The organism is Streptomyces griseofuscus, from assembly GCF_014673495.1.
Classification (GTDB): Bacteria; Actinomycetota; Actinomycetes; order Streptomycetales; family Streptomycetaceae; genus Streptomyces; species Streptomyces murinus.
Map to the genome: position 1 here is coordinate 5990257 of NZ_CP051006.1, position 25166 is coordinate 6015422.

Genomic DNA, 25166 nt, shown 5'->3' on the forward strand with positions numbered 1-25166 from the left:
TTATCGTGGTTGATGCTGCGTCGTGGGAGTCCGCCCTCTTCGACCTTTACGGGAGCGGCTGGACCTTCGCACGGGTGGGGCCGAGACAACATGAGGACTGGCGGCGGGACGTCGCGGCGGTGATGGCCCTCAAGGTCACCGACCCGCGTGGCTGGAAGACGTTCAACTACGCACCGGAGGTCAACGAGGACCGAAGCGGCATCGGGGCTCCCTTCGTACTGTGGTCCCCCGAGGACCTGGGGGAGAGCCTCTATGAAATCGGCAGAGAGTCGGCCGCCCAGCTCTTGGTGGCACTCAAGGGAGAGTTCTTCCAAGCGGCCGGTATTCTCGATTTCGAAAGCCGCAAGGAAGGCTTGTTCAAGAGCTCCGAGGAAATCCTCTCAAGGTTTGATTCGAACTCTCTCTTCTTCACCAATGCAGGGGATGCCCGCGAGAATCGAGATGCCGATCTGCTGAACCCGGACACCGAGTGGTCCTGTCTCTCCGTGTACACCACGGACTGCGGAGTCGTGGTCGTGTCGGACACAGAGGTAGCGGCTTTCTGGGCGTTCTGGGAAGACTGAAAGGAAATCCGAGATGCGCACCAGAAGTGCCACCTACCCCGACCGCGACACCGCCCAATGGGCCATCCAGCAGGTCGTCACCGCCAATGAGCAGCTCATCCACCGCTGGCTCGCGCAGTCCACGCGGGCGCGGTTGAGCGTCGAGGCGGCCTGGCCCGCGCGGGAGGAGCCGGTCGGGCGGGTGCTGTTGCAGGCGATGATGCTGGCCGGCCGGGAGCCCGTCGAGGTGCGGGCCGCCCGGGTGGTCCTCAGACGGGACCCCGCCCGCCCGCACGGCTTCACCGTGTACTCCACGTTCCCGATCTATCTGTAGACCCGTAGAGGCTGACCACCGTGCCCCTGAGCCCCCTCGAACACGACCGCCGCTACGGCGAACTCGACCAGGTCATGCGCGCCTACCTCGGGCAACCCGCGGACGACACCCCGGAACAGCCCGGCCCGGCCCTGACCGCCTACCTCCGGCACACCTGGCACACCCGGCCGTGGGCCCTCGCCACCGCCGAACGGCAGTTGCGGGAGTACGCCGACAACCCGCCGGGACGACTCCGGCTGCGGCTCGGCGAGTTCTACGCCATCCCCGACGTCGGCCTGCCCCAGGGCGAGATCCAGTCCTGGCTGCGCTGCCTCGCCGACCACATCAAGCACAGCATCGAGACGGGAGAGGTGCCCCCGCCCGGGGTTCCGGCCACGCACTGGGAGTGGCACGCCCGGTTTCCGGAGCTGGGGCAGTTCCTCGGGGGATGGTTCTCCCAGGACATGCCGGACGAGTTCGACGACCATCATGCCGCCGTCGAGGACTACCGGAACTCCACCGACCGCCACCTCGTGGCCCGCCTCGTCGGGGAATTGCAGGAACTGCTTACCTTGGACCTGGACGAGCCCGACCTCGCCCTCGCCGTCGCGGAACTCGGCATGGAGGTCGACCCTCCCGCCCCCTACTCGCCCAGCGGCTGGCTGTCGGCCGTCGCGGGCCAACTCGCCGTGCCGACTGGCGAAGGCTGAGCGAGCAGGCTCCTACACCGACGGCCTCAGCGGACGCTCCCGTACCCCCCTCAGATGCCGTTCGAACACATCCCTTGGCTCCGGGGTCAGGGTCCGGAGGGCGACCAAGGCGGTGATGACGACGTCGCACAGTTCGGCCTGGACGTCGTCCCAGGTGTGGGTGACGCCCTTGCGGGGGTTCTGGCCGGTCGCGCCGATCACCGCCTCCGCGACCTCGCCGGCCTCCTCCGACAGCTTGAGGATGCGCAACAGCAGGGCCTCTCGGCCGGGTTGGGCCGTCTGAGTGGCCTCCAGACGGGAGAAGAGTTCGTCGATGGCGGGCCAGAGGGCGAGGGGAGCGGGGTGCTGGTCGGTCATGCGGGGCAGCCTGCCACGGGCGGGCGTCCGGCACGCCGTACGAGCGCGCGGCTCACTCCTCCTCGAACAGTGCCTCCTGCTTCCCCTCCGCCTTCGCCCGTACCCGCCTCGTCCGCGCCCCCACCACCGCCGCCGTGCCCGCCGCCGTCGCCGCGAGGGCGGCGGGGACCATCCAGCCGCGGTTGAAGACGTGGCCGAGGGCGTGGTCCAGGGAGAGCCGGCCCGGGCCGGTGATCGCGAGGCCCACCGCGGCCAGGCCCAGGGTCGCCGCGTACTCGTAGCCGCCCGCCTGGGCGAAGAAGCCGTTCGGGGCATGTACGGCCGCCGCTCCCGCCATCGCGCCCGCGGCCGCCGCGCCCGCCGCCGGAGTGGCCAGGCCCAGGGCGAGCAGGGCGCCGCCGCCGGTCTCCGCAAGCCCCGCGGCCGTGGCGCTCGCCTTGCCGGGGGCGTAGCCGACGGACTCCATGAACTGGCCGGTGCCCTCCAGGCCATGGCCGCCGAACCAGCCGAACAGCTTCTGCGCGCCGTGCGCCGCCAGCACCCCGCCCGTCCCCAGCCGAAGCAGCAGCAGGCCCAGATCGCGTCGGTCGTAACAGGTCATGGCGACTCCCAAGCCCAGATGACAAAGCCTCTCCTGTGTTACCACCGTCACACCGGTCACACCATCGGATGCGTCCCACCGCGAGCTCCGGTGGCGGTGCCGGTGACCCGGTGTGAGCCTGGCGCCATGACGATTCAGCCAGCCAAACTCAGCGATCCGGCCGTCCGGGCCTTCGTCAGTGCCGTCAACGCCCATGATCGCGAGGGCTTCCTGGCGCTGCTCACGCCTGACGCGACCATGTCGGACGACGGCTCCGACCGCGATCTCGCCGACTGGATCGACCGGGAGATCTTCTCGTCCCACGGTCATATGGACGTCGACAACGAGTCCCGTGGTGGCCGCGCCCTGGTCGCCCGCTACAGCAACGACACCTGGGGCGAGATGAAAACCCGGTGGAGTTTCACCGTCGACGAGGACGGACGGATCTCGCGCTTCGAGACCGGTCAGGCGTGAAGCTGCTCACGTAGGCCACGTCACGTTATCCGGTCAGATTTTCATAACGTGGCAAATTCCCTGGCCGTCACCACCCTTCGGTGCCGAATCCGCTGCTCGGCGCGGTGTACCGTCCCGGGGTGCGCGAATCCACCCGGCTCAGCCGGCGTGCCGTCCTCGGGCTGACGGCCGCCGCCCTTCCCACGTCCGCCGTCCTCCCGCTGACCGCGGCCGCCCCGGCCCGCGCCGCGTCCCCGGCCACCGCCATCGGCGGCGAACGGCTGGCCCGCGGCGGGCTCCAGGTGGACGGCGCGGCGGCGGTGCCCACCAAGCTGCTCACCGCGCGCGCGTGGCTGGTCGCCGACGGTACGACCGGTGAGGTGCTCGCCTCCTTCAACGCCCATCAGCGCCTCGCGCCCGCGTCCACGCTGAAGATGCTGTTCGCGGACACCGTGCTGAAGAAGTTCGACCGCACCGAGAAGTACACGGTCAAGGACTCCGACATCTCCGACGTCCCGGCCGGCTCCAGTCTCGTCGGGGTCAAGGCGGGCATCACCTACACCGTCGAGCAGCTGTGGCAGGGCGTGTTCCTGCGCTCCGGCAACGACGCCGTGCACGTCCTCGCGCACATGAACGGCGGCATCGCCAAGACCGTCGCCGAGATGCAGGCCAGGGCGCAGGACCTCCAGGCCCTCGACACCCATGTGGTCAGCCCCGACGGCTTCGACCATCCCGGCCAGCTCTCCTCGGCGTACGACCTCACGCTCTTCGCCCGGCACGGGCTCGCGGACCCCGACTTCCGGGGCTACTGCGGCACCCGGATCGCGAACTTCCCCGCGGGCGGCAAGAAGACCTTCCAGATCCAGAACACCGACCGCCTGCTCACCGGGGCGTGGGGCCTGAAGACGTACGACGGCCTGATCGGCGTGAAGAACGGTTACACCAGCCACGCGGGCAACACCTTCACCGGCGCCGCCACCCGCGACGGCCGCACCCTGCTGGTGACGGTCATGCACCCGGCCACCGGCAGCAACGCCGTCTACGAGCAGACCGCCGCCCTCCTCGACTGGGGCTTCACCCACGGCCGTACGGCACGGCCGGTGGGCGCGCTGGTCAAGCCGCTCAGCGAGGGCGGCGCGGCCGCGTCCCCCGCGCCCGCGGGCGGCCAGGCGCCGGCCGGCGCACCGGCCAAGGGTCCCTCCGCCGCCCGCCTCGTGGAGGGCGCGGCGGGCACCGCGGCCCTGCTCGCGGCGGCCGGCGGCTTTCTGCTGCGGCGCCGCCGTCGGGCCGTCGAGGCCCGGGAGGCGCCCGGTGACCACCGGCCCCCCGCGCCCCGCGCGGCGGAGCCGGACCCCCAGGAGCCCCCCGCCCCCACCGACCCCTCGGGCGGCGGCCGGCATCGGCGCTGACGTCGTACGGCGGTCGTCCCGCCGCCGGTGAGATGGCCGGTGCGGTGGGACGACCGCCGTATCCCCCCTCGCGATGGTCTCGGAATACGTCTGCCCCAAGTGTGAAGCTCTTGTGGAGGAGAGTTGACCACAGGGGATCAACTTGTCGCAATACCCGGGGTGTTGGAATTCTGACGGAACGTATGTGCGTACGGGTGGCGGGAGTTGGGGATCAGCCGCGTCCGATGTACGGCATCGCCGTCGCCAGTACCGTCGCGAACTGGACGTTCGCCTCCAGCGGCAGCTCCGCCATGTGCCGTACGGTGCGCGCCACTTCGGCCACGTCCATCATCGGCTCGGGCGCCGTCTCGCCGTTCGCCTGGAGCACGCCGGTGCTCATCCGCCGTGTCATCTCCGTCGCCGCGTTGCCGATGTCGATCTGCCCGACCGCGATCCGGTACGGACGCCCGTCCAGGGAGAGGGACTTGGTCAGGCCGGTCAGCGCGTGCTTGGTCGCGGTGTAGGCGACCGAGTGCGGGCGGGGCGCGTGCGCGGAGATCGAGCCGTTGTTGATGATCCGGCCGCCCTGCGGGCTCTGCTCCTTCATCGTCCGGTACGCCGTCTGCGCGCACAGGAACGCCCCGTTGAGGTTGGTGTCCACCACATGCCGCCAGGCGTCGTAGGGGAGTTCCTCGACCGGGACCCCGCCGGGCCCGAAGGTGCCCGCGTTGTTGAACAGCAGATCCAGCCGCCCGAACCGGTCCACGGTCGCCCCGAAGAGCGCCGCCACGTTCTCGGGCCGCGCCACATCGGTGCGTACGGCGATCGAGGGCGCCCCGGGCGCGAGTGCCGCCGTCTCCTCCAGCGTCTCGATGTGCCGTCCGGCCAGCGCCACCGACCAGCCGGTGCGCAGCAGCTCCACGGCGACCGCCCGGCCGATCCCGGAACCGGCGCCGGTCACCACCGCGATCTTCGATTGCGTGTCAGTCATGGCACGGAGCGTAGGCGGACCGATCGTCGCTCGTATGTTCCTCGGCAGTTTGTCTGAGCTGGGAACATAGGAGTCGCGCTTCAGTGGAAGTTTCAAGCAAGGTGTCCCGGGCGGGACGCCTCGACCCAGGGAGGGGACTCATGCCCGAGCACGCGGCGGCACCGACACCGCGGACGGACCAGGACCAGGGCCAGGGTCATGACCAGGGGGGTCAGGGGCATGACCCCGGCAGTGACAGTCCGGAGAACGCCACCGCGTCCGCCGCCGACCGCCGCACCGGGCTCCTCGTCACCTTCGTACTCGGCGGCCTCACCGCGACGCCCCCCCTCGCCATGGACATGTACCTCCCGTCCCTGCCGGAGGTCACCCGGTCCCTGCACGCGCCCGCCGCCACCGTCCAGCTCACCCTCACCGCGTGCCTGCTGGGCATGGCCCTCGGACAGCTGGTCGTCGGGCCGATGAGCGACCGCTGGGGGCGGCGCGGGCCGCTGCTGATCGGCCTCGCCGTGAACCTCGTGGCGACCGCCCTGTGCGCCCTCGCCCCGAACGTCGAGACACTGGTCGCCTTCCGGCTGGTCCAGGGCCTCGCGGGCGCGGCCGGCATCGTCATCGCGCGAGCCGTCGTACGCGACCTCTACGACGGTGTCGCCATGGCCCGCTTCTTCTCCACCCTGATGCTGATCTCCGGGGTCGCGCCGGTCGTGGCGCCGCTGATCGGCGGGCAGATCCTGCGGGTGACCGACTGGCGCGGGGTGTTCCTGGTGCTCACCGTGATCGGGGCGCTGCTCGGCGCGCTGGTCTGGCTGCGGCTGCCCGAGACGCTGCCGCCGACGGACCGGCACGGCGGGGGAGTGGGGCACGCCCTGCGCTCCATGCGCGCGCTCCTCGCCGACCTCCCCTTCACCGGCTACATGCTGGCCGGCGGCTTCGCCTTCGCCGCGCTGTTCGCCTACATATCCGCCTCCCCCTTCGTCATCCAGGAGATCTACGGCGCCTCCCCGCAGACCTTCAGCCTGCTGTTCGGCCTCAACTCGGTGGGTCTGGTGGTCGCCGGGCAGATCAACGGCAAGGTGCTGGTCGGCCGGGTCAGCCTGGACAAGGTGCTGGGCGCCGGGCTCGCGGTGATCACGCTCGCCGCGACCGCGCTGCTGCTGATGTCCACCGGCGTCTTCGGCGAGGTGGGGCTCGCGCCCATCGCTGCCGCGCTGTTCGTCCTGATGTCCGCGATGGGCCTGGCCCTGCCCAACGCCCAGACCCTCGCCCTGCTGCGCACCAAGTACGCCGCCGGGTCCGCGTCCGCGCTGCTCGGCACCTCCTCCTTCCTCGTCGGCGCGGTCGCCTCGCCGCTCGTCGGGATCGCCGGTGAGCACACCGCCGTCCCGATGGCCGTCGTCCAACTGGCGGCCGCGCTGGTCGCGGGGGCCTGCTTCGTGGGAATGTGCCGTCCCTGGAACACGCGGGAGAACACGCGTGCGGGGTCGGAAGGAGACGAGAGCTGAGCGCACCGAGACTGCGCGCCGACACACCCCAGCGGGCCGGGCTGGCCCCCGACGCGCTCGGGCACCTGGTCGCCGAGGTGCGTGCCCGCACCGCCGGGCCGCGCCCCTGGGCGGCCGGCGCGGTCGTACTGGCCGGGCGCGGACCCGTGATCGCGGTGGCCGAGGCGGCGGGCTGGGCCGTCCGCTACGCCTCCTACGACCCGCGCACCGACACCGGTGTCGAGCTGCGGCCCGAGGACCGGGTGCCGGTCACCGTGGACACCCCCTTCGATCTGGCCTCGCTGACCAAGCTGTTCACCTCGGTCGCGGCCGTGCAGCAGATCGAGCGCGGCACGCTGGCCATGGACGCCCCAGTGGGCCACTATCTGCCGGAGTTCCGGATCCTGTCCGAACACCGGGTCACGGTACGGCAGTTGCTCACCCATACCTCCGGGCTGCGCCCCGAACTCCCGTTGTACGACTGCCCGGACCGCACCGCCCGGCTGACGATGCTGCGCGCCGAGGCGCCGTCCGGGCCGCCCGGCACCTACCGCTACTCGGACCTGAACATGCTGTTCCTCCAGTTCGTCCTGGAGCGCGTCACCGGGCGGACCCTCGACGTCCTCGTGCGCAACGGCATCACCCGGCCGCTCGGCATGACCGCGACCGGGTTCGGGCCCTGTCCGGGGGCGGCGGCCACCGAGGACCAGTGGCGGCCGTGGGCCAAGGCCGACCGGGGGATGCTGCGGGGGGTCGTGCACGACGAGAACGCCTGGGCGCTCGGCGGCATCGCGGGGCACGCGGGCCTCTTCTCCACGGCCCGCGACCTCGCCGTCTTCTGCCGCACCCTGCTCGGCGGCGGCTCCTACGGCCCCGCCCGCATCCTCGCCCCCGACTTCACCGACCTCCTCCTCACCCCGCCCGGCCTCGGCTTCGCCCTCGACCAGCCCTGGTTCATGGGCGCCCTGGCCGGCCGCGGCGCCGCGGGCCACACCGGTTTCACCGGCACGTCCCTGGTCCTCGACCGGGCGACGGACACGTTCGTGGTCCTGCTGGCGAACACGGTCCATCCCCGCCGCCGACCGGCGGACAGCACCCCGAGGGCGGCGATCGGCACCTGGCTGGCACGGGCGGTGGCGTGAGGGGCCGACGCTACCGGTCCGGAAGCCGGCCGCTACGGGTCCGGGTGCCGGGCGGAACCGGCTCCGATGCCGGGCGGAACCGGTTCGGTTGCCGGGCGACAGCGGTCCGGGTGCTGGGCGGCGGTGGCCCGGGTGCCGGGTGCCGGGCGGCGCTGGCTCGGATGCCGGTGCGACGGCGGTCCGGGTGGCGGTGGGCCGGGTGTCGGGTGCCGGGCGGGAGCGGCCCGAGTGCCGAGGGCGGCCGGTCCGGTGTTCCCGTTGCGCGCCATAGAATCTCCAGGTGACCGACCCCGTACCACCGGCCGAAGTACTCCGCCGCAGCCTCGCCCAGATGTTCGACGGACTGCCGCCAAGCCAGGCCGCCGGCGCCGTCGAGCGGCTCATCGCCGCCTATCGCGGCGACACCCCGACGCACGCGCCGATCCTCCGCGATCGCGCCGATGTCGCCGCGTACGCCGCCTACCGGATGCCGGCCACCTTCGAGGCCGTGCGCTCGGCCCTCGGGGCGTTCGCCGATGCCGTGCCCGGCTGGGTTCCCGGCAGCCATGTGGACATCGGCGGCGGCACCGGCGCCGCGACCTGGGCGGTCACCGACACCTGGGCCGGCACCCGCCCGGTGACCGTCCTCGACTGGGCCGAGCCCGCGCTCGCCCTCGGCCGGGAGCTGGCCGCCGCCAACCCGGCCCTGGCCGGCGCCCGCTGGCAGCGCGCCCGCATCGGCTCCGGGCTCGACCTGGAACCCGCCGATCTGCTCACGGTGTCGTACGTCCTCAACGAGCTGACCGAGTCCGACCGCACCGCGCTCGTCGACGCCGCCGCGGCCGCCGCGCGGAGCGTGGTGATCGTGGAGGCCGGTACGCCCGCCGGGTACGCCCGGGTCATCGAGGCCCGCGACCGGTTGATCCGCGCCGGGTTCGAGATCGCCGCGCCCTGCCCGCACAGCGCCGCCTGCCCGATCGCCCCCGGCACCGACTGGTGCCACTTCTCCGCCCGCGTCCCCCGTTCCTCCCTGCACCGCAGGGTCAAGGGCGGCTCCCTGGCCTACGAGGACGAGAAGTTCTCCTACGTCGCCGCCACCCGGCTGCCCGCCGAGGCCGCCCCCGCCCGCGTCGTACGCCGCCCCCAGATCCGCAAGGGCCAGGTCCTCCTCGACCTGTGCGAGGCGGACGAGGAACTGCGCCGTACGACGATCACCAAACGCCACGGCGACCTGTACAAGGCGGCCCGCGACACGGACTGGGGCTCCGCCTGGCCCCCGGAACCGGCACTGTGAGGTACGTCTCGTCCGATTCCCCCCGTATCCACCTGCCGCCCCCCGAAGCGCACGAAGGTGGGACCATGAGGCATGCTGTCCGCACACCAGCGAGGCAAGGGGATAGATGAGCGGGACGTTCGGCGGCCACAGCGGCCGGCAGGGCAAACTCTCCCAGTGGCTGCGCGGACGCCGCCCGAAGGAAGCCGCCGCCACCGACGACGGCGGACGTGAGGCCCTGCTGCTCGCCGCCGCCGAGGCCGGGCTTCCGCTCGCGCCGGCCGCGTATCCCGCGCCCGGTTACCGATGTTCCTGCGACCGCGTGGGCTGTCCCACCCCGGCCCGGCACCCCGTGTCGTTCGCCTGGCAGACGCAGTCCACGATCGACCGCCCCCAGATCGAGCGCTGGGCCCGGCATCAGCCGCAGGCCAACTTCATCACCGCGACCGGCATGGTCCACGACGTCCTGGACGTGCCCGCGCAGGCCGGCCGGGAGGCGCTGGACCGGCTGCTCGCCGAGGGCGTCGAGGTGGGGCCGGTCGCCGAGAGCGACGACGGCCGGATGCTGTTCTTCACCCTCACCCGGGGCACCCCCGAGGACGAGGACGAGTGGTGGCCCTGCGAGCTGGACTGCCACCCCGAGACGATGGCCGAGCACCCCGGTCTGCGCTGGCACTGCCGGGGCTCCTACGTCCTCGTACCCCCGGCCCGGCTGCCCGGCGACGACGACCGGCAGGTCCGCTGGCTGCGCGGCCCGGAGCATCCGCTGCCCGAGCCCCTGACCCTGCTGGAATCCCTCACCGATGCCTGCGCCCGGCACGCCGCCGGTGACTCCACCCCCGACCTGGGCCGGCCCTGGCCGTTGCACAACTGAGGGTCCGGGCTACTCGCCCTTCGCCCCCGTCACCCCGTTCACCTTCGCCACGATCGACACCGCCCCCTCGCCCGCCGGGTCGAGCGCGGCCTGGCCGGCCACCGATTCCAGCGTGAGGGACTGGTGGATCTCGCCCGTCGTGAGGGCCTGTACGGCCTTGCCGGGCGTCGGCACCGAGGTGTTCGCGGCGGCGGTCTCCTTCTCGTAGTGGTGCGTGGTGAAGAAGACCAGCGCGCCGCCGTCCGCCGTGCGCAGCGCCAGCGGGGCGTAGTCGCCGCGGGTCAGCGGCTGGTCGATGTACTGGCGCACCAGCCCAGGCTTACGGGTCTGGCCCTGGCGGTAGGCGCGCAGCTCACTCGTGTTCGGCCCGTCGGCGAACGCCTTGCCGCCCTTTTTCAGGTAGTTGACGTACGAGCGGCTCAAGTCGTCCGGTGCCACGGCCAGTTGAGCCGAGGAAGCAGGCACCGCCTCGCCCCACCCGTCCTTGTCCCTCTTGAATCGCGGTACGGCGCCCGGCGCCGCCAGCGTCAGATACGCCACCCGCCACCGTTCACCGAGGTCCGCCCGCGTGAACACCAGCAACCAGCGGTAGTTCCCGGCCTTGTTGCCCCGCGCGTCCGCGAGGAACCAGCGGGGCCAGCCCGCCTTCTTCGGGATCGTGATCTTCACGTCCGACAGCTTCAGCGGTACGTGACTCGCGTTGCCGGAGGGGCTGTTGACGTGCCCCGCCTTCAGCCGGGCGGCGTCGATGTCGGCGAGCGGCCCGGTGACATAGGGCGCGTCGAGCGAACTGTCGTACGCCTTGTCGGCCTTGTTGTACGCGTCGGTGAAAGCGGCCACGGCCTTCGCGGCCTCCGCCCGGGTGGCGCCGGGCAGCACCGTACGCTCCCCGTGCACCACCACGCATCCGCTCGCCGTGAAAGACAAGGCGGTCAGTGCGGCCGCTATCAGTGCGTTCCGGTCACGCCGGCGAAGCCGTCGAGGGCTGCGTTCCCTGGTCATCGGGCTCCTTCACCTTCCCCTTCCCGGAGGCGAACCCTACCGGGGCGAGGAACACGGTGAGCACCGGGACCAAGTACAGGGCCCAGACCGTGACCTGGACGACCGTCGGGTCCGGCTGGAAGTTGAACACGCCCTTCAGGAGCGTGCCGTACCAGCTGTCCGGCTCGACGGTGTCGCTGATGTCGAAGGCCAGGTGGGTGAGGCCGGGAACCCAGTCGGCCTCCTGGAGGTCGTGGAAGCCGTACGCGAGCACGCCCGCCGCGACCACGACCAGCATGCCGCCGGTCCAGGTGAAGAACTTCGCCAAGTTGATGCGCAGCGCGCCCCGGTAGAACAGCCAGCCCAGCACCACCGCCGTGGCGAGGCCGAGGGCGACGCCGATCAGCGGGCGCGGGCTGCCGTCCCCGGCCGCGTGCACCGAGGCCCACACGAACAGCGCGGTCTCCAGGCCCTCCCGGCCGACCGCGAGGAACGCCGTGGCGACCAGCGCGCCGGTGCCCATCGCGAGCGCCGCGTCCAGCTTGGCGCCCAGCTCGGACTTCAGATGCCGGGCGGTGCGCCGCATCCAGAACACCATCCAGGTCACCAGGCCCACCGCGAGGATCGACAGCGAGCCGCCGAGCGCCTCCTGCGCCTGGAACGTCATCTCCTGGGAGCCGAATTCGAGCGCGCAGCCGAAGCCGAGGGCCAGCGCGATCGCCACGGCGATGCCGGTCCAGATGGGCCGCAGGGCGTCCCGGCGGCCGGTCTTGACCAGATACGCGACCAGGATGCAGACGACGAGCGACGCCTCCAGCCCTTCCCGCAGGCCGATCAGGTAGTTGGAGAACACGGCTACGCCTCCTTCGAGAACAGTGAACGGCCCCACCAGTCATCGGCGTCCCGGACACCCGGCGGGACGGCGAAGACCGCGGAACCCACGTGCTGGATGTACTCGTTGAGCGCGTCGTGCGCGGACAGCTTGCGCTGGAGCGGGATGAAGCCGCGGCGCACATCGCGCTGGTAGGCCAGGAAGAACAGGCCCGCGTCCAGCCGGCCGAGGCCGTCGGTGCCGTCGGTGAAGGAGTAGCCGCGGCGCAGGATGGTGATCCCGGAGTTGGCGTCCGGGTGCGCGAGCCGTACGTGCGCGGTGGGCTTCATCGCCTTCAGGAACGGCGCGTCGTGCTCACCCGCCCTGCCGACCGGGGCGCCCTCGCGCTTGTCCCGCCCGAACACGTCCTCCTGCTCCTGGAGCGAGGTGCGGTCCCAGGTCTCGATGTTCATCCGGATGCGCCGGGCGACCAGGTACGAGCCGCCGCTCATCCAGTCCGGGCCGTCCCCGTCGCCGACCCACACATGCTTCGCCAGCCGGTCGGTCTCGGTGCCCGCGATGTTGCGGGTGCCGTCCTTGAAGCCGAACAGATTGCGCGGGGTCTGCGCGTCGGGTGTGGTCGAGGAGGTCTTGCCGAAGCCGAGCTGGGACCAGCGCACGGCGACCTTGCCGAAGCCGATCCGGGCGAGGTTGCGGATGGCGTGCACGGCGACCTGGGGGTCGTCCGCGCAGGCCTGGACGCACAGATCGCCGCCGGTGCGGGTCTTCTCCAGGTTGTCGCCGGGGAACTCGGGCAGGTCGACGAGGGCTTCGGGCCGCTTACCGCGCAGCCCGAACCGGTCGAAGAGGGAGGGGCCGAAGCCGATGGTCAGGGTCAGCCGGCAGGGGGTGAGGCCCAGCGCCTCGCCGGTGTCGTCCGGCGGTGCCTCGGGGAGCCCGCCGTAGGCGCCCTCACCGACCGGTTTGCCCGCGGTCATCCGGCGGGCCGCGGCCGTCCAGTCCTTCAGCAGCTGGACGAACTCCTCGCGGTCGTCGGTCTTCACGTCGAACGCGGCGAAGTGCAGCCGGTCCTGCACGGGCGTCGCGATGCCCGCCTGGTGGGCGCCGTGGAACTCCACCGCGCCCCCGGCCCCGGCCGCGTCCGCCGTGCCGGACCCCGCGCCGGTCAGCGCCACCGCGCCCCCGGCCGCCACGGCCCCGAGCGCGATCCCGGCCCCGCCCCAGCCGATCAGCGCACGGCGCGAGGGGCGGCGGGTCTCCTCAACCTCGTTCATCTTCCCGGCCCTTGCTTACTTCACGACCGCGGCGGCGAGCTTCGACAGCGGCTCGGCGAGCGCGTTCACCGCGTCCGACAGCTCCTTGCGCTGGGTCTCGGTGACCTTGTCGTAGGAGACGAAGTCGTACGACGCCTGGTCCGAGCGGTAGCCGTCCAGCACCTTGTTCAGCGCGGTGAACTGCTTGTCCAGGTCCTTGGTGAGCGCCGGGTCGTTCTTGACGGCGACCGGCTTGAGCAGCTCGTACGACTTCTGCGCGCCCTCGACGTTGCCCTTGAAGTCGGCCAGGTCGGTGTGCGAGTAGCGGTCCTCCTCACCGGTGACCTTGCCGGTGGCGACCTCGTCCAGCAGCTCCTTGGCGCCGTTGGCCATGGACGTCGGGGTGATCTCGGCCTTGCCGACCCGCCGCTGCCAGTCCTTGAGGTCGCTCACCAGCTGGTCGGCGAGGGTCTTCTCCTCGGCGCCGATCTTCTTGTCGGCCCACAGGGCCTTCTCCAGGCGGTGCCAGCCGGTCCACTTCTGGCCCTTCTCCAGGCCGTCGGCGCGGGTGTCGGTCTTCGGGTCGATGTCACCGAAGGACTCCGCGACCGGCTCGGTGCGCTCCCAGCCCAGACGGGAGGGGGCGTAGGCCTTCTTGGCCGCGTCGAGGTCGCCGGCCTTGATCGCGTCGGCGAACTTCTGGGCGAGCGGCACGGTGGCGTCGGCCTGGTCCTGCGCGTACTGCCGGTACTCGGCGACCGCCCGGTCCAGCTTCGGGTCCCGCTTCGCCGCCGCCGAGCCACCGGTGACGGTGAGCTTCTGCCGGACGCCGTGGCCCTTCATACCGGGGCGGCAGGCTATCTCGTACGACCCCGCCTTCACCTCGGCGGTCAGCGTGTACTTGGTGCCCGGGCCGATGTTCTCCTTCTCGGAGACGATCCGGTCGTCCGGGAAGAGGATCTCCACCTCGGTGGCCTTGGCGCCCTTGTTCTCTATCTTCAGGGTGACCTGGCCGGCCGGGACGGACGTGGCGGAGGTGTCGCACGTCGAGTCCGCGGCGGTGACCTGGATGGCGTCGCCGTCCTTGGCCTCGCTCTTGGCGGTGCAGGCCGAAAGGGCGGTCAGTGCGGCCGCGGTGACGGCGGCGATGACGGTCGGACGGACGGCACGCATGCGGACTCCCTGGCGATCCAGTGTGGTGAGGCTGCCCTAACTTACCTGAGCCTTACCCTTCTCATACCCTCGGGGTGCGTGATCCGGATCTCACGGCGTACGGCGCGGGCCGACGACGACGCCGGTGCCGCGGGGGTGGGGGAACACCTCCACCGGGTGCTCGTACACCTCGGACAGCAGGGGCTCGGTGAACACCCCCGCCGGTGGTCCCGCCGCCGCGACCCGGCCGCCGCGCAGGACGACCGCCCGGTGCGCGTAGGCCGCCGCGAGCGCCAGATCGTGCAGCACGACCACCACCGCGTCCCCGGCCCGCGCCCGCTCCCGGCACAGCCGCAGCACCGCCTCCTGATGCTTGAGGTCGAGCGCGGCGGTCGGCTCGTCGAGCAGCAGCGGCGGGGCGCGCTGGGCCAGCACCCGGGCCGGCGCGACCCGGGCCCGCTCGCCGCCGCTGAGCGCGCCGAACGGCCGCCCGGCGAAGCCGGTGACCTCGGTCGCCGCCATCGCCTCAGCGACAGCCAGGTCGTGAGTTCGGCGGCCGTCCACCCGCCGACCGGGCGGCCGTGTAGTCGTACGCCACCCCCGGCGGCCGGGACGTCCCCGCGAGCGCGCCCAACAGGGTCGACTTTCCCGCCCCGTGTGGTGGGTTCCCTTCCTCGGCGGCTGGTTGATCCTCGACGGCCATGACCGCGCGGTCGTCGCGCTCGCCGAGGGCGGCACCCCGGAGTGCGTGGTGCTCACCCGGCTGCCGGAGGAGGCGCGGTGGCGCGAGGAGGCCGAGCAACTGACCGAGGGCCACCGGCAGCGCGCGGCGCGGCTCACCGCTGTCCCCGGGCACCGGCAAAAGGCCATGGACCAGGGGTACGGCGACCTCCTGGCCGGGCTGCCCTACGAGACTCCCCACCTGGCCCCTGCCCGGCGGCGCCCCCGCCTGGGACGCGCTCGCGGCGCGCGCGGTGTTTCAATTCCCCGGTGACTGACTACGACGTACTGCGCGTCTTCTGCGCACCGCACGGCGGCTACGGCAATGAGCTGGGCGTCGTCCGCGACGGCTCCACGCTGCCCGAGCCCGCCGACCGGCAGGCGTTCGCCGCCAAACTCGGCTTCAGCGAGACCGTGTTCGTGGACGACCCCGAGCGCGGGGTGATCGACATCTACACGCCCTCCACCCGGCTGCGGTTCGCCGGATACCCGTGCGTCGGCGCCGCCTGGCTGCTGGACGTGCCCGAACTCGTCGTCCCGGCCGGGACGGTGGGCGCCCGGCAGGACGGCGAGTTCTGCTGGATCGAGGCCCGCCCGGAGTGGGCCGCGCCGCGCACCCTGCGCCGATACCCGTCCCCCGCGGAGGTCGACGCGCTCCAAGTGCCCCCGCCCGGCGAGTGGTTGTACGCCTGGGCCTGGGAGGACGAGGCGGCCGGGCGGATCCGCGCCCGGGGCTTCCCCGGCCGCGGCGACGGCATCGAGGAGGACGAGGCCACCGGCGCGGCGGCGCTCCAGCTCACCGGCCGCCTCGACCGCGCCCTCAACATCACCCAGGGCAAGGGCTCCCAACTCCTCACCGCCCCGCAGCCGGCGGGCTGGGTCGAGCTGGGCGGCCGGGTGTTCCTGGAGCGCTGACCCCCGGCCTGGCACGCGCCGCGGGGCACGGGGCTCAGGCCGAGAGCGGGAACTCCTCGCCCAGGGCACGGAAGACGGCCGTGTTCAGGGCGAACGCCCGCTTGCACTCGGCCGTGACGCGCTGCTTCTCCAGGTCGTCCGCCCGTATCCCGTCCAGCAGTTCCCGGTACTCGCGCTTGAAGGCGGCCGGGTTGGAGATCTCCTCGAAGACGTAGAAGCGCACCCCGGCGCCCTTCCTGGCGAAGCCCCAGGTCCTTTCCGCCCGGTCGCGGATGATCTGACCGCCCGACAGGTCGCCCAGGTAGCGGGTGTAGTGATGGGCGACGTACCCGCCGGGCCACTCCTCGGCGCACTCGCGCACCCGGTCGGCGTACGCCCGGGTCGCGGGCAGGGCGTCCAGGCCCGCCCGCCAGTCGGGGCCCCGCAGATGCGCCAGGTCCTGCTCCAGGGCGGCCAGCCGCAGCAGTTCCGGCCGGATGAACGGACCCGCCACCGGGTCGCCGGCCAGCCGCTCGGCCGCGCTCTCCAGTGCCTCGTAGACGAACCACAGCTGTTCGGTGTAGCGGGCGTAGGCGTCCACACCGAGCCGGCCGCCGAGCAGATCGCTCATGAACGTCGAGGTCTCCGCCTCCGTGTGCTGTTCGTGGGACGCGGTGCGGATGAGGCACGAGAAAGAGTCCATGAAGCACATCCTCTAAGGTAAGGCTTACCTAAGTCAATGGCTTTACCGACCTCACGTCGGCAACGTTCCCGACAGTGTGTCGGTAAAATCGTACAAGAGAAGACCCGCCCTCGCAGGGGCGGGTTCTTCTCGGAGCGAGCGCTGGTCGGGGCGGTCAGGGCAGGGTCAGGATGTCCGCGCCGTCGTCCGTGACCACCAGCGTGTGCTCGAACTGCGCGGTGCGCCTGCGGTCCTTCGTCACGACCGTCCAGCCGTCCTCCCACATGTCGTACTCGTGGGTGCCCAGGGTCAGCATCGGCTCGATGGTGAAGGTCATGCCCGGCTGCATCACCGTGGTGGCGTGCGGGCTGTCGTAGTGCGGGATGATCAGCCCGGAGTGGAACGACGAGTTGATGCCGTGCCCGGTGAAGTCCCGCACCACGCCGTAGCCGAACCGCTTGGCGTACGACTCGATGACCCTGCCGATGATGTTGATCTGGCGGCCCGGCTTGACCGCCTTGATCGCTCGGCTGAGGGCCTCGCGGGTGCGCTCCACCAGCAGCCGCGACTCCTCGTCCACGTCCCCGACCAGGTACGTGGCGTTGTTGTCGCCGTGCACCCCGCCGATGTACGCGGTCACGTCCAGGTTGACGATGTCGCCGTCCTGGAGGACCGTCGAGTCCGGGATGCCGTGGCAGATGACCTCGTTGACCGAGGTGCACAGGGACTTGGGGAAACCGCGGTAGCCGAGCGTGGACGGGTAGGCGCCGTGGTCGCACATGTACTCATGGGCCACCTTGTCCAACTGGTCCGTGGTGACCCCGGGCGCGATGATCTTCGCGGCCTCCTCCATCGCCTGGGCGGCGATCCGCCCGGCGACCCGCATCGCCTCGACGGTCTCCGGGGTCTGCACCTCGGGCCCGGTGTACGGCGTCGGCGCGGGCTTGCCGACGTACTCGGGGCGTCGGATGTTCCCCGGGACGGAGCGAATGGGGGACTGTTCCCCCGGTACGAGCAGCGACTGGCCAGACATGTCGGCGAGTCTATCCAGCGGGCATGGGGGAACATGTCGTTGGTCGGTGAGAGGAGCAGTCCATGGCCCTGTTCAAGAAGCGAACCGTGGGCAAGCCGGGTGAGTGGTACTACTGCCTGGAGCACAAGAAGGTCGAGGAGGGGCCGGACTGTCCGGGCAAGGACCGGTTCGGGCCGTACGCCTCCCCGCAAGAGGCCCAGCACGCGATGGAGTTGGCGGCCGAGCGGAATCTGGAGTGGGAGAACGACCCCCGGTGGCACGACTCCTCCAAGACGGACTCCGGGGGCGCCGAGGAGGACTGATCACACCTTCGCGGGGGCGGTCTCGGCGCGGCGCTCCCGCATCCGTACCGCGTGCGCGTTCGTCCGCGCGTCGTACGTCATCAGACCCGGCAGGCACAGCGCGAGCAGGCCCACCGCACCCGCGCAGGCCAGTCCGCCGCACGCGATGGACGTGCGCAGACCGGTCCACGCGGCGAGGCCGCCCGCGCGGACCTGGCCCAGCTGAGGACCTACGGAGTAGGACAGCAGTTCGATCCCGGCGAGTCGGCCGCGCAGCTCGTCGGGGATCGTCTGGTTCCACATGGCGGACCGGAAGATGCCGCTGACCATGTCGAACCCGCCGGCGACGGTGAGCAGAAGCAGCACCAGCCAGACCTGGCGGGTCAGCCCCACCGCCGCGATCGACAGGCCCCAGCCGGCCGCCGCAAGCACCACCATCAGGCCGTGCCGGTGCACCCGCGAGGCCCAGCCGCTGGTCAGGCTCACCAGCAGGGCCCCGGCCGGGATGCTCGCGTACATCAGCCCGAGCGCCCAGTCGGCGTCCAGCGCGTCGGCGAGGAACGGCAGCACCGCGAGCGGCATCGCCAGGGACATCGCCGCGAGGTCCACGACATAGGTGCCGAGGAGTTCCTTGCGGCTCCACGCGTACCGGGCGCCCTCCGCGATCGCCCGCAGCGAGGGCTTCGCGGCCTCGTGGGCGGCCGGGGAGGCCGCGATCCGCACGATGTACGCCAGCGAGACGGCGAAGGTCAGCACATCGACGGCGTACGCCCAGCCCAGGCCCGCGTACGCCACCACCACACCGGCGAGCGCCGGGCCCGCGACGCCGCCCACGGTCCAGCGCAGCGAGTTCAGCGAGGCCGCGGCGGGCATGTCGTCGTGCGCGACGATCCGCGGCCACAGCGAGTCCAGGGCCGGGCGCTGCACCGCGGCGAGCGCGGAGGAGAGCGCGGCGACGGCGTACAGGGGCCAGATCGCGGGGCCCGGGAGCAGGGCGTTGAGCAGCAGCACCGCACTGAGCAGCCCCTGCCCGGCCTCCGTCCACAGGATCAGGCCCCGCTTGTCCAACGCGTCGGCCAGCGCCCCGCCGTACAGCCCGCACACGATCAGCGGCAGCAGCTCCACCGCGCCGATCGCCCCGACGGCCGCGGTGGACTCCGTCAGGTCCTTCAACTGCACGGGCAGCGCGACCAGGGTCAGAAAACTGCCGAAGTTGCTGATCAGCCCCGACTTCCACAACCGCCGGAAGTCGACGGAGGCCCGCCAGGGAGCAAGATCGGGAAGCAGCGCGGAAGTCACCCGGGAATGCTCGACCGAGGGGGGCGCGGGGGCAACTGCTTTTCTCCGCCCGCCCGTCGCCGACCACACCCGCGTACTACCCCGACCCCACCCGCGTACTTCCCGGCCGCACCTGTGCTCTTCCCGGTCACCGTGCGCACCCGGCGACGTAGAGTCGCCCCATGACCTCTACCGACAGCGCACAGAAGGCCCCCGCCAAGGATCCCTGGGATCTGCCCGATGTCTCCGGGTACGTCGTCGGCGTGCTCGGTGGTACCGGGCCGCAGGGCAAGGGGCTCGCCTACCGGCTCGCCAGGGCCGGCCAGAAGGTGATCATCGGGTCCCGGTCCGCCGACCGCGCCCGGGCCGCCGCGGACGAGCTCGGCCATGGCGTCGAGGGCGCCGACAACGCCGAGGCCGCGCGCCGCAGCGACATCGTGATCGTCGCCGTACCGTGGGACGGGCACGGCGACACGCTGAAGTCGCTCGCCGCCGACCTGGCCGGCAAGCTCGTCGTGGACTGCGTCAACCCGCTCGGCTTCGACAAGAAGGGCGCCTACGCGCTCAAGCCCGAGGAGGGCAGCGCCGCCGAGCAGGCCGCCGCGCTGCTGCCGGACTCCCGGGTCGCCGCCGCCTTCCACCATCTGTCGGCCGTCCTGCTCCAGGACCCCGAGGTCGAGCAGATCGACACCGACGTCATGGTGCTCGGCGAGGAGCGCGCCGACGTGGAGATCGTGCAGGCGCTCGCCGGGCGCATCCCCGGTATGCGCGGCATCTTCGCGGGCCGGCTGCGCAACGCCCACCAGGTCGAGTCCCTGGTCGCCAACCTGATCTCGGTCAACCGCCGCTACAAGGCGCACGCGGGGCTCCGGCTCACCGACGTGTGAGCCGTTCTCCGGCGAGCCCGGGCCGACCTTCCTGTGAGCCGGCCATGGCCATGGGGGACACTGTTCGCCGTAGCAGTGTCCCCCGACAGGAGCCACCCGTCATGCCCCGCATCGCCCTCTACACCCTCGTCGTCTGCGTCCTCTCGCTGGCCGCGGCCGTGGTCTCCTTCGTACAGGGCAGCTGGCTGGGGATCGTCTGGGTGCTGCTGGCGGGCCTGTCGTCCAACATGACCTGGTACTACGTCAAGCGCGCCCGCGCCGCCGAGCGGGACCGGGCCGCCCTTCAGGACGGGCCGGTCACGGGCTGACCGTGCACACCTCCGGCGTCCCGTTCCAGAAGCGGTAGAGCCAGTACCCGCAGTCCGAGTAGGCCGAGTCCACCCCGAGCCCGCGCAGGATGTCGTGGATCAGGCCGAAGAACGCGATGTTCAGCGACGGGATCCACAGCAGCGCGAACACGATCAGCAGCCCGAACATCGGGAACGCCTCCACCTGCCGCTTCACCCTGTACGGCAGCCACGGCTCCAGTACGCCGTACCCGTCCAGGCCCGGCACCGGCAGCAGGTTCAGCAGCGCCGCCGTCACCTGGAGCAGCGCGAGGAACGCCAGCGCGAAGCGGAACACCATCGGCACCCCGTCCAGCGCGTGCAGCCAGAACGGCGCCGTGCACACCACCGCGAACAGCGCGTTCGTCAGCGGGCCCGCCGCCGAGATCAGGCTCAGCCGTCCGCGGCCCCTGATCCGGCCCCGCTCGATGAACACCGCGCCGCCCGGCAGACCGATCCCGCCCATGATCACGAACAGCACCGGCAGCACGATGCTCAGCAGCGCGTGCGTGTACTTCAGCGGGTTCAGCGTGAGATAGCCCTTCGCGCCGATCGTGATGTCGCCGCTGTGCAGGGCGGTGCGCGCGTGCGCGTACTCGTGCAGGCACAGGGAGACGACCCAGGCGGCGGTCACGAACAGGAACACCGCGATGCCCGGCCGCTGCGCGTACCCGGTCCAGGTGGCCCAGCCGGCCACCGCCGCGACGGCCAGGATCCCGATGAACACCGGGCTGATCCGCCGGTCGCCGCCGGATCGTCGGGTGGTGGCGGTGGTCATGAGCGGCTCCTGTGGTGGGCGGACGGATCGAGGGGGCGGGCTGGTCGGACGGGCGGATCGGCGGGCCGGACGGCCCCGGCCGACACGCGGAAAACGTCTCGCACGTGCCGTCCGGTTCCTGGAGAGTGGGTGAATGCCACGGAAGAGCGCGCCCACGCGGACCGGCGGCGGGGATGCCGTGGGACGCCGTTCGCGGGGGACACCGGGCCGGAAGCAGGGTCCGGGCCGGGCCTGGTCCCGCCGCCCGCGGGGTGCCGTCTGGAACCGCTCGCCCGGTCCGTGACAATGGAGTCCGCCCAAGGTTGCCCGAACCGGTTCGAGGAGACCGGCCTCGGCGCCGCGGACGGCCCGCGCCGGATCCGTCGTACCGTGGGCGTCCTCGTCACCCTGGACCTCACCGGGAGCGCCCGCCGCGCCCGGTGACCACCCCCTGACCACTTCCCGAGCCCCCGGAGACAATGGACCCCGTGCGCTATCGCCTTCTCGGCCCCACTCAGGCGCTCCGCCCCGACGGTACGGCCGTCCCGGTCGGCGGAGCGCGGCTGCGCGCGCTGCTCAGCGTGCTGGCGCTGCGGGCCGGACGGACCGTGCCCGTGGGCGTGCTGGTGGACGAGGTGTGGGGCGCGGACCCGCCCGCCGACGCCGCCGGCGCGCTCCAGGCGCTCGTGGGCCGGCTGCGGCGCGCGCTCGGCGCGGACGCCGTGGCCTCCGCCGACGGCGGGTACCGGCTCACCGCCGTCGCCGACGACATCGACCTCACCCGCTTCGACCGGCTGACCGGCGACGGCCTCACCGCCCTCGCCGAGGGCGACCCCGCCAAGGCCGCCGGCCTGCTGGACGACGCCCTCGCGCTGTGGCACGGCCAGGCCCTCGCCGACCTGCCCGACCGCACCGCCGAGGCCGCCCGCTGGGAGACCCGGCGCCTGGACGCACAGCGCGCCCGGCACACCGCGGCCCTCGCCCTCGGCCAGGCCGAGGGCGCCCTGCCCGAACTGACCGCCCTGTGCGACGCCCACCCGCTGGACGAACCCCTCCAGGCACTGCGGCTGCGCGCCCTGCGCGACCTCGGCCGCCCGGCCCAGGCCCTCGCCGGGTACGAGGACGTACGACGCCTCCTCGCCGACCGGCTGGGCTCCGACCCGGGCGCCGAACTGCGCGCGCTGCACGCGGAGTTGCTGGGCACGGACGGTGGGTCCGGGCGGGACTCCGGGGCGGCGCGGGGCAGTCGGGGCCGGGCTGTCAGACCCGGCGACCACGAGGGCGGCGACGGTGTGCGGGGCGGCGTGGGCTTCCTGGCCGGCGGCCGGGGCGGCGATGTCGGTCGGGGTGTCCACCCCGACCGTCGTACCCCCGACGGCCGGTTGCACGCGTCCCACGGGTTCCACACGTCCGGCCATTCCCGGTCCACCGGATTCCACTCCGCCGACCGGTCCCAGGCCGCCAGCGACCGGTCCCATGCCCCCGACCGGCCCGCGCAGGGCAACCTCCCCGCCCGTCTCACCTCCTTCGTCGGCCGTGAAGCCGACCTCGCGGCCCTGGGCACCGACCTGGAGACCGCCCGCCTCGTCACCCTGCTCGGGCCCGGCGGCGCGGGCAAGACCCGGCTGTCGCAGGAGGCCGCCGCGGCGGTGGGGCACCGGGCGCGCGACGGGGTGTGGCTCGCCGAACTCGCGCCCGTGGACGACCCCGAAGCCGTACCCCAGGCCGTACTCACCGCCATCGGCGCCCGCGAGACCGTGCTGCACGGCGCCGGCGCCGAGAGCATCCGCGCGGTGGTCGACGGGCACGATCCGCTGGACCGGCTGGTGGAGCACTGCGCCCGGCGCCGGATGCTGATCGTCCTCGACAACTGCGAGCACGTCATCGAGGCCGCCGCCCACCTCGCCGAACGGCTGCTGGCCCGCTGCCCCGAGCTGACCGTCCTCGCCACCAGCCGCGAACCCCTCGGCGTGCCGGGGGAGTTGGTGCGTCCGGTGGAGCCGCTGCCCGAACCCGTCGCGCTGCGGCTGTTCGCCGAGCGCGGCGCGGCGGCGCGGCCCGGGTTCCGGGTCGCGGACGACCCGGAGGCCTGCGCCGAGATCTGCCGCCGCCTCGACGGACTGCCCCTCGCCATCGAACTGGCCGCGGCCCGGCTGCGGATGCTCACCCCCCGGCAGATCGCGGACCGCCTCGACGACCGGTTCCGGCTGCTCACCTCCGGCAGCCGCACCGTCCTGCCCCGCCAGCAGACCCTGCGCGCCGTCGTGGACTGGTCCTGGGACCTGCTGGACGCCGACGAACGCGAGGTGCTCGCCCGGCTGTCCGTCTTCGCGGGCGGCTGCGACCTGGCCGCCGCCGAGGCCGTGTGCGGATCCGTCGCCCTGGAAGCCCTCGGCTCCCTGGTCGACAAGTCCCTGGTGGTGGCCGCCCCTTCGGCCGACGGCACCATGCGCTACCGGCTCCTTGAGACCGTCGCCGAGTACGCCGGTGAGCGGCTGGCCGAGACCGGCCACCGCACCGAGGCCGAGCGCGCCCATCTGACGTACTACCGCGAACTCGCCCGCGCCACCGACGCGTTGCTGCGCGGCCCCGGCCAGCGCGCCGCCATCGAACGCTTCCAGGCGGAGTACGAGAACGTGCGCACCGCCCTCAGGCACGCCGTCGCCGCCCGCGACGAGCAGGAGGGGCTGTGCCTGGTGCTGTCCCTGGTGTGGTTCTGGCAGATGCGGGACCAGCGCCTGGAGACCCGCACCTGGTGCCGTGAGGTCATGGCGCTCGGCCCGGACCCGTTCGCCGAACCGGTGCGCCGCGCCGAACCGGTGTGGCAGCGCTGCAACGACAACCCGCCGCCCTACACCGGCGAGGTCCTCCAGGAGGCCCGGCGCGGCATCCACCTCGCCCATATCGCCTGCATGGACACCGAGTTGGAGGCATGGCAGACCCCCGCGGCGCAGGCCAAGCTGCGCGCCGTCGCCCAGGTCTACGAGGAGGGCATGCCGCAGACCTGCCGATCGCCCGGCATGGTGTGGTACTTCGCGGTGATGCTCACGGGTGGGACCGGGCGGATACGGACGATCGCCGACGCCAACGTGGAGACCTGTCGCAACACCCCCGGCTTCGAGTGGGAGCTGGCCAACGCCCTCCAGATGCGCGCCAACTTCCTCGCCAACCGCACCGCCTGGGCCGGCGACGCCACCCGCGACGCCGACGAGGCGCTCGCCATCTACCGCCGCCTCGGCGACGACTGGGGCACCGCCGAGGCGCTGTCCGCCCGCGGTGAGTCCCTTGAGCGCAAGGGCCTGTACGCCGAGGCCGCCGCCGACTACCGCGCCGCCATCGAACACGCCGAACGCCTCGGAGCCCGCGCCCAGACCGCCGTGCTCGGCGCCCGCCTCGGCAGTGTGCTCATGGAGTCGGGCGAGGTGGAGGAGGGTGAACGGCTGCTGCGGGAGGTGGTCGAGAGCCAGGACGCCATGCACACCGAGGCGATGCCCGCCGCGCGGCTCTTCCTGGCCTGCTGGCTGGGCCTGACCGAGCGCACCGCCGAGGCCCGGGAACAACTCCGGCTGCTGCGCGAGGAGTTCAGGATCGCGAACTTCGTCGTCTTCGACGCGCTGCTGCTCTGCCAGGAGGCCTGGGTGGACGCGGCGGACGACCGCAACGAGGAGGCGCTGGAGAAGATCCGCACGGCGCTCGGGCACGCCACCGACCCGCTCGCCGAAGCCGTCATCCCCCAACTGCCCTCCACCGCCCTCACCGTGGGCGCCATGGCGCTCGCCCGCATCGACTCCGGCGCCCGCGCCGCCGAGGCCGCCCGGGTGCTGGCCGCCGCCGACCACCTGCTGCCCGTCGGCCATGTGTCCTCCGGCGTGGAGCGGCGGGGCCGCGGCATCACCGAGGCCCGGATCCGCGAAGCGCTGGACGAGGAGTCGTACGAGAGGGCGTACGCCGAAGGCGGTGGCCTCTCCCTCGTGGAGGCCACCGCCCTGGTGTGACGTACGGCGCGAACG

Annotated in this window: 26 protein-coding genes and 1 pseudogene; 15 read left to right on the plus strand and 12 right to left on the minus strand. The window is 72.5% G+C overall.

Translation table 11 applies throughout. The features are described 5' to 3' along the window. Positions 1 to 5: 5 nt before the first annotated feature. The 3 genes from HEP81_RS27190 to HEP81_RS27200 are packed head-to-tail and all read left to right on the plus strand — an operon-like array spanning position 6 to position 1565. Positions 6 to 563, plus strand: coding sequence for a hypothetical protein (locus HEP81_RS27190; protein ID WP_037656282.1), 558 nt, complete (start codon positions 6 to 8; stop codon positions 561 to 563). 13 nt (positions 564 to 576) lie between these two features. Further along, the gene (locus HEP81_RS27195) at positions 577 to 876 is read left to right on the plus strand and encodes an RNase A-like domain-containing protein (RefSeq protein ID WP_037656285.1); all 300 of its coding nucleotides are present in this window, start codon (positions 577 to 579) and stop codon (positions 874 to 876) included. A 20-nt stretch (positions 877 to 896) separates the two neighbouring features. Beyond that, entirely contained in the window at positions 897 to 1565 is a 669-nt protein-coding gene (locus tag HEP81_RS27200; RefSeq protein ID WP_037656287.1) for a contact-dependent growth inhibition system immunity protein, read from the plus strand. Between the two features lie 12 nt (positions 1566 to 1577). On the opposite strand, the gene HEP81_RS27205 is transcribed toward HEP81_RS27200, so the two are convergent. Together HEP81_RS27205 and HEP81_RS27210 are read right to left on the minus strand one after the other, a co-directional pair. Continuing rightward, on the minus strand, positions 1578 to 1922 hold the full coding sequence (locus HEP81_RS27205) for a MazG-like family protein (protein WP_037656289.1): 345 nt from the start codon (positions 1920 to 1922) through the stop codon (positions 1578 to 1580). A gap of 52 nt (positions 1923 to 1974) precedes the next feature. After that, positions 1975 to 2523 (minus strand): DoxX family protein, encoded by a 549-nt coding sequence (locus HEP81_RS27210; protein ID WP_037656290.1) that lies wholly within the window; start codon positions 2521 to 2523, stop codon positions 1975 to 1977. 126 nt (positions 2524 to 2649) lie between these two features. Between HEP81_RS27210 and HEP81_RS27215 the strand changes: the two genes are divergently transcribed. Together HEP81_RS27215 and HEP81_RS27220 are read left to right on the plus strand one after the other, a co-directional pair. After that, a complete protein-coding gene (locus tag HEP81_RS27215; protein WP_037656292.1) occupies positions 2650 to 2976 on the plus strand; it encodes a nuclear transport factor 2-like protein in 327 nt (108 codons plus the stop codon). Between the two features lie 119 nt (positions 2977 to 3095). Next, a complete protein-coding gene (locus tag HEP81_RS27220) occupies positions 3096 to 4364 on the plus strand; it encodes a D-alanyl-D-alanine carboxypeptidase family protein (RefSeq protein ID WP_078967395.1) in 1269 nt (422 codons plus the stop codon). A 211-nt stretch (positions 4365 to 4575) separates the two neighbouring features. On the opposite strand, the gene HEP81_RS27225 is transcribed toward HEP81_RS27220, so the two are convergent. After that, on the minus strand, positions 4576 to 5334 hold the full coding sequence (locus HEP81_RS27225) for an SDR family oxidoreductase (RefSeq protein WP_037656294.1): 759 nt from the start codon (positions 5332 to 5334) through the stop codon (positions 4576 to 4578). Between the two features lie 140 nt (positions 5335 to 5474). On the opposite strand from HEP81_RS27225, the gene HEP81_RS27230 reads away from it, so the two are divergent. The 4 genes from HEP81_RS27230 to HEP81_RS27245 all read left to right on the plus strand — a co-directional run bounded on the left by HEP81_RS27230 (position 5475) and on the right by HEP81_RS27245 (position 10080). Beyond that, positions 5475 to 6833: a multidrug effflux MFS transporter gene (locus HEP81_RS27230; RefSeq protein WP_037656296.1), complete on the plus strand. Its 1359-nt coding sequence runs from the start codon at positions 5475 to 5477 to the stop codon at positions 6831 to 6833. Then, complete coding sequence (locus HEP81_RS27235; protein ID WP_106979931.1) at positions 6782 to 7954, plus strand: serine hydrolase domain-containing protein; 1173 nt, start codon at positions 6782 to 6784, stop codon at positions 7952 to 7954. The genes HEP81_RS27230 and HEP81_RS27235 overlap by 52 nt, the downstream gene beginning before the upstream one ends. Before the next feature lie 331 nt (positions 7955 to 8285). Further along, positions 8286 to 9227 (plus strand): small ribosomal subunit Rsm22 family protein, encoded by a 942-nt coding sequence (locus tag HEP81_RS27240; protein ID WP_051850194.1) that lies wholly within the window; start codon positions 8286 to 8288, stop codon positions 9225 to 9227. Between the two features lie 106 nt (positions 9228 to 9333). Beyond that, positions 9334 to 10080 carry a bifunctional DNA primase/polymerase gene (locus tag HEP81_RS27245; RefSeq protein WP_037656299.1) on the plus strand — a complete coding sequence of 249 codons (747 nt, stop codon included), beginning with the start codon at positions 9334 to 9336 and terminating at the stop codon, positions 10078 to 10080. Between the two features lie 9 nt (positions 10081 to 10089). Here the strand turns inward: HEP81_RS27245 and HEP81_RS27250 are convergent, their stop codons facing one another. The 5 genes and pseudogenes from HEP81_RS27250 to HEP81_RS27270 all read right to left on the minus strand — a co-directional run bounded on the left by HEP81_RS27250 (position 10090) and on the right by HEP81_RS27270 (position 15115). After that, positions 10090 to 11082 (minus strand): SCO2278 family lipoprotein, encoded by a 993-nt coding sequence (locus tag HEP81_RS27250; protein WP_078967390.1) that lies wholly within the window; start codon positions 11080 to 11082, stop codon positions 10090 to 10092. Beyond that, complete coding sequence (efeU, locus tag HEP81_RS27255) at positions 11042 to 11914, minus strand: iron uptake transporter permease EfeU (RefSeq protein ID WP_037656301.1); 873 nt, start codon at positions 11912 to 11914, stop codon at positions 11042 to 11044. Before efeU ends, HEP81_RS27250 begins: the two co-directional genes overlap by 41 nt. Positions 11915 to 11916: 2 nt before the next feature. Beyond that, positions 11917 to 13167 carry an iron uptake transporter deferrochelatase/peroxidase subunit gene (gene efeB, locus HEP81_RS27260; protein WP_037656303.1) on the minus strand — a complete coding sequence of 417 codons (1251 nt, stop codon included), beginning with the start codon at positions 13165 to 13167 and terminating at the stop codon, positions 11917 to 11919. A 15-nt stretch (positions 13168 to 13182) separates the two neighbouring features. Further along, positions 13183 to 14319 (minus strand): iron uptake system protein EfeO, encoded by a 1137-nt coding sequence (efeO, locus tag HEP81_RS27265; protein WP_037656305.1) that lies wholly within the window; start codon positions 14317 to 14319, stop codon positions 13183 to 13185. Positions 14320 to 14409: 90 nt separating this feature from the next. Beyond that, positions 14410 to 15115 (minus strand): annotated as a pseudogene (locus HEP81_RS27270) (ATP-binding cassette domain-containing protein). 173 nt (positions 15116 to 15288) lie between these two features. Here HEP81_RS27270 and HEP81_RS27280 point away from each other — a divergent pair. Continuing rightward, positions 15289 to 15933 (plus strand): PhzF family phenazine biosynthesis protein, encoded by a 645-nt coding sequence (locus HEP81_RS27280; RefSeq protein WP_037656306.1) that lies wholly within the window; start codon positions 15289 to 15291, stop codon positions 15931 to 15933. A gap of 34 nt (positions 15934 to 15967) precedes the next feature. Here HEP81_RS27280 and HEP81_RS27285 read toward each other — a convergent pair whose 3' ends face one another. Beyond that, positions 15968 to 16615: a biliverdin-producing heme oxygenase gene (locus HEP81_RS27285; RefSeq protein WP_037656307.1), complete on the minus strand. Its 648-nt coding sequence runs from the start codon at positions 16613 to 16615 to the stop codon at positions 15968 to 15970. Positions 16616 to 16769: 154 nt separating this feature from the next. Continuing rightward, a complete protein-coding gene (gene map, locus HEP81_RS27290; RefSeq protein ID WP_037656308.1) occupies positions 16770 to 17627 on the minus strand; it encodes a type I methionyl aminopeptidase in 858 nt (285 codons plus the stop codon). A 62-nt stretch (positions 17628 to 17689) separates the two neighbouring features. Between map and HEP81_RS27295 the strand changes: the two genes are divergently transcribed. Then, positions 17690 to 17929 carry a hypothetical protein gene (locus tag HEP81_RS27295; RefSeq protein ID WP_037656311.1) on the plus strand — a complete coding sequence of 80 codons (240 nt, stop codon included), beginning with the start codon at positions 17690 to 17692 and terminating at the stop codon, positions 17927 to 17929. Here the strand turns inward: HEP81_RS27295 and HEP81_RS27300 are convergent, their stop codons facing one another. Further along, positions 17930 to 19207, minus strand: coding sequence for an MFS transporter (locus HEP81_RS27300; RefSeq protein WP_078967391.1), 1278 nt, complete (start codon positions 19205 to 19207; stop codon positions 17930 to 17932). 161 nt (positions 19208 to 19368) lie between these two features. Between HEP81_RS27300 and npdG the strand changes: the two genes are divergently transcribed. Together npdG and HEP81_RS27310 are read left to right on the plus strand one after the other, a co-directional pair. After that, on the plus strand, positions 19369 to 20073 hold the full coding sequence (gene npdG, locus HEP81_RS27305; RefSeq protein WP_037656313.1) for an NADPH-dependent F420 reductase: 705 nt from the start codon (positions 19369 to 19371) through the stop codon (positions 20071 to 20073). Between the two features lie 101 nt (positions 20074 to 20174). Continuing rightward, positions 20175 to 20381, plus strand: a complete 207-nt coding sequence (locus HEP81_RS27310) for a hypothetical protein (RefSeq protein ID WP_037656317.1) — start codon at positions 20175 to 20177, stop codon at positions 20379 to 20381. Here the strand turns inward: HEP81_RS27310 and HEP81_RS27315 are convergent. Next, on the minus strand, positions 20371 to 21177 hold the full coding sequence (locus tag HEP81_RS27315) for a site-2 protease family protein (RefSeq protein ID WP_037656319.1): 807 nt from the start codon (positions 21175 to 21177) through the stop codon (positions 20371 to 20373). The genes HEP81_RS27310 and HEP81_RS27315 overlap by 11 nt on opposite strands. Before the next feature lie 285 nt (positions 21178 to 21462). Here HEP81_RS27315 and HEP81_RS27320 point away from each other — a divergent pair, with 285 nt between their 5' ends. After that, the gene (locus HEP81_RS27320) at positions 21463 to 21600 is read left to right on the plus strand and encodes a hypothetical protein (protein WP_157854441.1); all 138 of its coding nucleotides are present in this window, start codon (positions 21463 to 21465) and stop codon (positions 21598 to 21600) included. Between the two features lie 35 nt (positions 21601 to 21635). Further along, positions 21636 to 25151 (plus strand): AfsR/SARP family transcriptional regulator, encoded by a 3516-nt coding sequence (locus tag HEP81_RS27325; RefSeq protein ID WP_037656321.1) that lies wholly within the window; start codon positions 21636 to 21638, stop codon positions 25149 to 25151. The last annotated feature ends 15 nt before the right edge of the window (positions 25152 to 25166 follow it).

What these genes read in the sequence shown, in the direction of transcription:
- HEP81_RS27195 (WP_037656285.1), top strand. Translation starts at nt 577, where the DNA reads ATGCGCACCAGAAGTGCCACCTACCCCGACCGCGACACCGCCCAATGG.
- HEP81_RS27205 (WP_037656289.1), bottom strand. Translation starts at nt 1,922, where the DNA reads ATGACCGACCAGCACCCCGCTCCCCTCGCCCTCTGGCCCGCCATCGAC.
- HEP81_RS27210 (WP_037656290.1), bottom strand. Translation starts at nt 2,523, where the DNA reads ATGACCTGTTACGACCGACGCGATCTGGGCCTGCTGCTGCTTCGGCTG.
- HEP81_RS27215 (WP_037656292.1), top strand. Translation starts at nt 2,650, where the DNA reads ATGACGATTCAGCCAGCCAAACTCAGCGATCCGGCCGTCCGGGCCTTC.
- HEP81_RS27225 (WP_037656294.1), bottom strand. Translation starts at nt 5,334, where the DNA reads ATGACTGACACGCAATCGAAGATCGCGGTGGTGACCGGCGCCGGTTCC.
- HEP81_RS27230 (WP_037656296.1), top strand. Translation starts at nt 5,475, where the DNA reads ATGCCCGAGCACGCGGCGGCACCGACACCGCGGACGGACCAGGACCAG.
- HEP81_RS27240 (WP_051850194.1), top strand. Translation starts at nt 8,286, where the DNA reads ATGTTCGACGGACTGCCGCCAAGCCAGGCCGCCGGCGCCGTCGAGCGG.
- HEP81_RS27245 (WP_037656299.1), top strand. Translation starts at nt 9,334, where the DNA reads ATGAGCGGGACGTTCGGCGGCCACAGCGGCCGGCAGGGCAAACTCTCC.
- HEP81_RS27250 (WP_078967390.1), bottom strand. Translation starts at nt 11,082, where the DNA reads ATGACCAGGGAACGCAGCCCTCGACGGCTTCGCCGGCGTGACCGGAAC.
- efeB (WP_037656303.1), bottom strand. Translation starts at nt 13,167, where the DNA reads ATGAACGAGGTTGAGGAGACCCGCCGCCCCTCGCGCCGTGCGCTGATC.
- efeO (WP_037656305.1), bottom strand. Translation starts at nt 14,319, where the DNA reads ATGCGTGCCGTCCGTCCGACCGTCATCGCCGCCGTCACCGCGGCCGCA.
- HEP81_RS27285 (WP_037656307.1), bottom strand. Translation starts at nt 16,615, where the DNA reads ATGGACTCTTTCTCGTGCCTCATCCGCACCGCGTCCCACGAACAGCAC.
- map (WP_037656308.1), bottom strand. Translation starts at nt 17,627, where the DNA reads ATGTCTGGCCAGTCGCTGCTCGTACCGGGGGAACAGTCCCCCATTCGC.
- HEP81_RS27295 (WP_037656311.1), top strand. Translation starts at nt 17,690, where the DNA reads ATGGCCCTGTTCAAGAAGCGAACCGTGGGCAAGCCGGGTGAGTGGTAC.
- npdG (WP_037656313.1), top strand. Translation starts at nt 19,369, where the DNA reads ATGACCTCTACCGACAGCGCACAGAAGGCCCCCGCCAAGGATCCCTGG.
- HEP81_RS27310 (WP_037656317.1), top strand. Translation starts at nt 20,175, where the DNA reads ATGCCCCGCATCGCCCTCTACACCCTCGTCGTCTGCGTCCTCTCGCTG.
- HEP81_RS27315 (WP_037656319.1), bottom strand. Translation starts at nt 21,177, where the DNA reads ATGACCACCGCCACCACCCGACGATCCGGCGGCGACCGGCGGATCAGC.
- HEP81_RS27320 (WP_157854441.1), top strand. Translation starts at nt 21,463, where the DNA reads ATGGAGTCCGCCCAAGGTTGCCCGAACCGGTTCGAGGAGACCGGCCTC.
- HEP81_RS27325 (WP_037656321.1), top strand. Translation starts at nt 21,636, where the DNA reads ATGGACCCCGTGCGCTATCGCCTTCTCGGCCCCACTCAGGCGCTCCGC.